Annotated in this window: 6 protein-coding genes; 3 read left to right on the forward strand and 3 right to left on the reverse strand. The window is 68.4% G+C overall.

Going from position 1 to position 6,218, the window contains the following annotated elements; all coding sequences use genetic code 11:
* Positions 1–194: 194 nt before the first annotated feature.
* Together ACH4J0_RS42630 and ACH4J0_RS42635 are read right to left on the reverse strand one after the other, a co-directional pair.
* Positions 195–746, reverse strand: coding sequence for a hypothetical protein (locus ACH4J0_RS42630; protein ID WP_396246573.1), 552 nt, complete (start codon positions 744–746; stop codon positions 195–197).
* On the reverse strand, positions 743–1,480 hold the full coding sequence (locus ACH4J0_RS42635) for a transposase (protein ID WP_396246574.1): 738 nt from the start codon (positions 1,478–1,480) through the stop codon (positions 743–745). Before ACH4J0_RS42635 ends, ACH4J0_RS42630 begins: the two co-directional genes overlap by 4 nt.
* A gap of 548 nt (positions 1,481–2,028) precedes the next feature.
* On the opposite strand from ACH4J0_RS42635, the gene ACH4J0_RS42640 reads away from it, so the two are divergent.
* The 3 genes from ACH4J0_RS42640 to ACH4J0_RS42650 are packed head-to-tail and all read left to right on the forward strand — an operon-like array spanning position 2,029 to position 5,005.
* Positions 2,029–2,547 carry a plastocyanin/azurin family copper-binding protein gene (locus ACH4J0_RS42640; RefSeq protein ID WP_396246578.1) on the forward strand — a complete coding sequence of 173 codons (519 nt, stop codon included), beginning with the start codon at positions 2,029–2,031 and terminating at the stop codon, positions 2,545–2,547.
* A complete protein-coding gene (locus ACH4J0_RS42645) occupies positions 2,544–3,497 on the forward strand; it encodes a metallophosphoesterase family protein (protein ID WP_396246575.1) in 954 nt (317 codons plus the stop codon). Before ACH4J0_RS42640 ends, ACH4J0_RS42645 begins: the two co-directional genes overlap by 4 nt.
* A complete protein-coding gene (locus ACH4J0_RS42650; RefSeq protein WP_396246576.1) occupies positions 3,494–5,005 on the forward strand; it encodes a DUF6529 family protein in 1,512 nt (503 codons plus the stop codon). The genes ACH4J0_RS42645 and ACH4J0_RS42650 overlap by 4 nt, the downstream gene beginning before the upstream one ends.
* An 865-nt stretch (positions 5,006–5,870) precedes the next feature.
* Here the strand turns inward: ACH4J0_RS42650 and ACH4J0_RS42655 are convergent.
* Positions 5,871–5,999, reverse strand: coding sequence for a hypothetical protein (locus ACH4J0_RS42655; RefSeq protein ID WP_396246577.1), 129 nt, complete (start codon positions 5,997–5,999; stop codon positions 5,871–5,873).
* Positions 6,000–6,218: the final 219 nt, after the last annotated feature.

Below are 6,218 nucleotides of genomic sequence, written 5' to 3' on the forward strand. Positions count from 1 at the left end.
CGAACGACAACGACTGACACACACCATCCAGCGAGACCACGACTGGCCCACAACTCAACCGTCGATACCGGCCCGAATTCAGCCGCCGCCGACAGCCTCAGGCGCCCAGCGAGCGACCCGCTGCCGCCGGAGGTCAGGAAAAGCTGCGCAAACTGGGGGCCCTCGACTTTCGACGTTCTGGCAGGTCTGGCTGATCAGGCGGCTGTGTCGAGGCTGGCTGCGGCCCGTGCCTGTTGGACGGCGCGGATTTCCTGATCGGTGGGCTGGCCTGGGCGGGTGGGCAGAAATCGGGCGGCGATGATGGCTCGGCGGAGCTTGGCGAGCATGTCGGAGACGGCCGGGTCGGTCTTGGTGGTGTACCAGGGTGCGCGCTCGCGCCGGTCGGCGGCATCGACGGGGTGGTGGCCGTGCAGCGTGTACCAGGCCACGGTGATCGTGTAGCAGTACAGGCCGAAGGGCACGGTGCGCTCGACGGCCACCCGGGTGCGGTTTCGGGCCTGGCCGGCCCCGAGCAGGTCGCGGCTCTCGGCGAAGGTGACCTCGATGGACCAGCGCCACGTGTACCGGGTGATCAGCGCAGGGGCGGGCGTGATCAGGTCGGTGGTGACCAGCGCGAGGTCGTAGCCGCTGACGGTGTCCTGGTCGCGCAGGAGGATCACGCGGACGGTGCGGGTGTGCAACGAGCCGTACCACAGGCTCGTAATCTCGGCCAGGTGCGCGGTCTCGGTGCGCTGGTAACGCATCACCCGGAAAGGCTCGAACGCGAGCGTGGCGGCCAGATCCTTCGCGGTGCCCAGGCGGGTGCCCTTGAGCGCGGGCCGTCCGCCTTTGCCGGTCCGCGGCGGGGCGAGGCCGTACAGCACCGCCGAGGCGGGCAGCCGGGTGGTGAACGTGCAGGTGGCGGGCAGGTCACGCAATGCTTTGCCGTGGTAGGCCGCGTCCGCGACGACGTGGATGCGCCGCCCGTAGTGGCAGCCGCCAGGAAGCGGACCATGGACGCCGCGAGGCCGACCTTGGACTGCTCCTGCCCAGGTCGCCACAGCCGGGCCATTACGGGCAGGCCCACCGGCCGAGCAAGAAACGGCAGTTGGACGATGACGCCGATCACGACGAAGCAGGTCCCGCGCCCGACCGGCTTGGGGCCCTTGGCCGCGCCATCGTGCTGCCAGGCCGCGCCGAACACCTTCTTCCCGCGCCGCTTGAACAGCGTGTCGTCCACCGCCACGGTCAGTACCGCGCCCTCGGGCAGCAGGCGCCGCACGATCAAATGGGAAAGCGAGATGCCCAGGATGTCCGGGTTCCACGCGGCGCGGGAGAAGAAGACGTGGGCGCGGTCGTGGGACCAGGTGCGCGTCAACCCCGCGCCGCCGAGCATCCCGGTCACCGTGCACCGTCCAGTCTGCGTGATCAGCCCCGTGACCAGGGCTGCGAAGGTCCGGAAGCTCGGCGCGGTGAAGTTACCACGCAGCAACTCCAGCACGGCGAGCAGCGAAGCGGGTACGGTCGGATCCGGAAGCATCGGCGGGTCCCTCACAGCAGGCGACGCAAGCACCGCCGATGCTTCTCTGCTGTCCCCACCTCACGCGGCCAGATGACGCCACATCACCCCACCGAGCGACCCAACGACGATCAGCGAAAACTTCGAAAGTCGAGATCCAGTATGGACACCGCAATATCGCCGATGGCCTCCACCGCGCCTCCTACGGCCTCTTCAACCGGCCGCTGGACTCGCTGAACGTCTTCTGACCGCCCCGCTTACAAGTTCACCGGGGCTTCGGTATTTCCCTGCTCGAGGCGTTCCGCTGTCCGCCGTCAGGGTGAAACAGCGAGACTCTGCTGTGGAATTCGTTTCGCTGCGTGGAATGTGCTGTCGGCGAACATAAGGTAGCCCACCGGGTTGCATCCCCTTCCAGCATTCCCCGGCGGGGTGTAGCGCGGTCGTCCATCCGCCTGAGAAGACCGATCCCGGATTGGGTCTTGGATCACACCCGCCCGTGTGGCTGGGGACGCGTAGAAGGAACGATGGCCATGAATGTGAACTCCTCTGCGCCGGTCCGGTGGTCGCGTACGGTGTGCCTGGTCGCTGTCGCCGTGGCCACAGCGCTGGGGCTGGTCAGCGCGTGCGGCGGATCGTCACCCAAACCCTCCGGCGCGCTGAGTCCTGGAGCCGGCCAGAACCTGCCGGGATTTCCCGGTGCCTCCGGAACGAGCGGCACGGTCACGGTCAGCCCACCATCAAGCGCGCCCTCGACCTCGCCTACCGGCGGCCAGTCGTCCGCTCCAGCGACCGCCAACGCGGTGACGATCAAGAACTTCGCGTTCTCCCCGGCCACACTGACGGTCAAGGCGGGCACGAAGGTGACCTGGACCAACACCGACCCCGACGCCCACACCGTCACCAGCAAGCAAGGATCGGGCGGGCCACTGCAGTCGGCGGCCCTGGCCACCAACGACACCTACAGCTACACGTTCACCCAACCCGGCACCTACCCCTACTACTGCACCATCCACCCGTTCATGACCGCCACCGTGGAGGTGACCCCGTGACCGAGGACACGCAGGACTCTGACGGCGGCGGCGAGCACGGCATGACCCGCCGCCAGCTCATGCGGCACTCCGCCTGGTTCGGTGGTGCCGTCGTCCTGACCGTCGTCGCGGGAGAGGTGATCAGCCACATCCCCGGTTCGACGAGCGCGGCCCCGGCGAGCAGCGCCGACCTGCGGTTCGTGCAGATCTCCGACAGCCACATCGGCTTCCAGGGCCCGGCCAACATGGACGTCACCGCGACGTTCGCCGACGCGATCAACCAGGTCAACTCCCTCGGGCTCCGACCCGACTTCGTCATGCACAGCGGCGACCTGACACACCTCTCCACCCCCGACGAGTTCGACCAGGTCAAGCAGATGATGTCGCAGCTGGACACGGACCGGGTCTTCACCGTGCCGGGCGAGCACGACTCGATCGGAGACAACGGACCACGCGCCTACCGACAGGCTTTCGGCCACAACACCCTCGGCGACGGCTGGTACAGCTTCGACACCCACGGTGTGCACTTCATCGCGCTGGTCAACACGCTGCACCTGGAGCAACTCGGCCACCTGGGCAACGACCAGATCGACTTCGTGCGCAAGGACATCGCCGGCCTGTCCTCGGACACCCCCATCGTTATCTTCAGCCACATCCCGCTGTTCGCGATGTATCCGACGTGGGGCTGGGGCACCGACGACGCGGTGCAGCTGCTGTCGATGTTCCGCCGCTTCTCCTCGGTCACGTGCCTCAACGGGCACGTCCACCAGCTGTTCAGCAAGACCGAGGGCAACATCACCTTCCACTCGGCCCGCCCCACCTGCTACCCGTTCCCCAAACCCGGCCAGGGCCCCGCCCCACTTCCCCAGGTACTGCCCGCCGGACGCCTCAAGGACGCACTTGGCATCCGCACCGTCAACTTCTGGCAGGGCAACCACGCACTGGCCGTCAAGGACGAGAAACTCGCATGACCACCCGGAGCCTGCCAGCCCCCGCACTGCGCCTCCCGTTGCGTCTGGTGCTTGCCGTCGCGCTCGCGGCGAGCGGATACATCCACGCCCAGCTGTACATCGACGGATACCGCTTGGTCCACGTCATCGGCTCGTTGTTCCTGCTGCAGGCCAGCACCGCGTTCGCGGTGGCCGCGCTCCTGCTGCTGGGGGCGCCCCTGCTTCTGCGGATCGCCGCCGCCGCGATCGCACTCGGCGCGCTGGCCGGGTTCGTCGCATCCCGCACCGCCGGATTGTTCGGGTTCTCCGAACACGGCCTGCAACCGGCCCCGCAGGCCCTGCTCAGCGTCCTCGCCGAGGTGCTCGCCCTGCTGGTCGTCGCGCTCTGGCAGGCATCCGAGCTCGGGCTCGTACGGTCGAGATCCAGGGCGGCGGAGTCGGGAGTGGGGGCGGGTGATCACACGGAGGGCCTCGCCTACCCCGCCGGCCACCGACAGCTCCACGACGTCCGCCGTCAAGGACGAGAAACTCGCATGACCATCCGGAGGCTGCCCGCCCTCCCGCTGCGTCTGGTGCTCGCCGTCGCGCTCGCGGCGAGCGGATACATCCACGCCCAGCTGTACATCGACGGATACCGCTTGGTCCACGTCATCGGCTCGTTGTTCCTGCTGCAGGCCAGCACCGCGTTCGCGGTGGCCGCGCTCCTGCTGCTGGGGGCGCCCCTGCTTCTGCGGATCGCCGCCGCCGCGATCGCACTCGGCGCGCTGGCCGGGTTCGTCGCATCCCGCACCGTCGGATTGTTCGGGTTCTCCGAACACGGCCTGCAACCGGCCCCGCAGGCCCTGCTCAGCCTCGTCGCCGAGGTGCTCGCCCTGCTGGTCGTCGCGCTCTGGCAGGCATCCGAGGCCGGGCTCGTGCGGTCAAGATCCAGGGCGGCAGCGGGAGCGGGGGCGGGTGATCAGGTGGAGGGCCTCGCTTACCCCGCCGGCCGCCTGCGGCTCTACAACATCCTGTGGCTTCTCCTGCCCGTGGCGGTGATGGTCGGCCTCTTCTGGTACGGCCGGGTACACCCCCCCAACTACGAGACCAGCCTCTTCGGGAACCGTGGCAACGACGCGATGCTGCTGAAGGCCCAACTGGGGTCCGCACTGCTGGGTCTGGCGCTGATTCAGCTGTTTCTCGCCCTGTGGATCTACGGGCGCCTGCCCGCACTGGGAGCCGCACCGCACGGGGTCCACACCACGCACCGCCTCATCGGCCTGACCGCCTTCCTCCTCTCCCTGCCCATCGCCCGGCACTGCATCACCGCCTACGGCGTCCAACTGACCGACACCCGCGTGGCGCTCCATGCGCTCACCGGCTGCTTCCTCTACGGGGCCTTCGTCGCCAAGGTCATCGTGGTCCGGCACCGCCGCTGGCCCGGCTGGGCACTCCCCCTGGCCGGCGGTACCCTCGTCACCGCGATCGCCCTGATCTGGTACGTCGCCCCCTTCTGGTACCTGAACGGCTCCCAGGCACCCGGCCTGTGAGCAGAACGTGAGGCCCCCTCCCGACGGCCAACAGCGGACACCCACACGCCGGGGCCCAGCTCGTCCTACACCGCAATCGTGAGGAGTTCCTGGCCGTCGGTCGCCTACATGTCGACGTGACCGATCAATCCGGAGGCCATGGAAACCGTCCCGGAAACGTGGCGCCACCCGCATACGTGCCGGCCTGCCAGATCGCGGCGGCCGCCGTGGCCCCGTGACCCCGACCGCTTGCAGCCCGCATGTGGTCCCAGGAGGTACTCCTTCGGCCGAGACCTGCACGGTGCTGCCCCAGACAGCGGGCGAGACCTTCACCGAGGCGGACACGCCAGTGACGGAGTCGCTTGCGGACAGGGCACGGACCGTAGCGGGCGAGGCTGTTCCCGGCTGCGCCACTGCCTACCGGCGGACTCCAGCATCGCCAGCAGCGTGCCGCTGGAGGCGGCCGCGGCCATGAGCGTCAAGGCGGCCGCGACGCGGACCAGTCGCCGCCGCCGAGTCGTGAGACGTCGGGCCACGGTCTGTCGGAGCAACTGCTCCAAGCGGCGTGGCGCGGGCACCTTTTGCGTGGACGGCTCAGCTGGCAGAGCTATCCGGAAGCATCGGCTGGTCCCTCCCCGGAGGAGACGTAAGCACCGCCGATGCTTCTCTGTTCTCTGCGGCATGTACCGCTAGATGACGCTATATCACCCTGCCGGGCGACCCCCACGACGATCAACGAAAACGTCGAAAGCCGCGCCCGGCACCCCGCTGTTCGAGGCGATCTACCGCGGCCGCCGTAGCAGGCTTGGAAGCCGCACCAGCTGCCGTTCCCGGCTGGTAGCTAACTGAGGTGGCCGCGTAAGGCCTCCAGCGGGCCGACGGCGGGTCAGGGGGTATTGCCGTGGACGATCGTGCCGGGGTAATGCGCATTGATGTAGACGCGCGCGGCCTGGAGGTCGCCGACGACACCGACCGTGGTGGTGTGACCGTCCGGCGCGAGGCCGGTCTGGAACACCTGAAGCCAGGCTGGTCGAGGCCCTGGAGTTCGCCTTCGAGCTGGTAGTCGTGGCCGCGCCGATAGACCAGGTCGGAGGTGATGTGGCCGCGCACGACCTCGGTCTGGCCGGGGAAGCGCTGGTCTAGGTGTACTGCCCACGGAGGTTGGTGACAGGGGTCACGGTCAGCTGATCTTGAAATGAGTGAGGGCCTTCTGGCCAGGTGTGGATTGCGAGAT

The organism is Kitasatospora sp. NPDC017646, assembly GCF_044329365.1.
Classification (GTDB): domain Bacteria; phylum Actinomycetota; class Actinomycetes; order Streptomycetales; family Streptomycetaceae; genus Kitasatospora.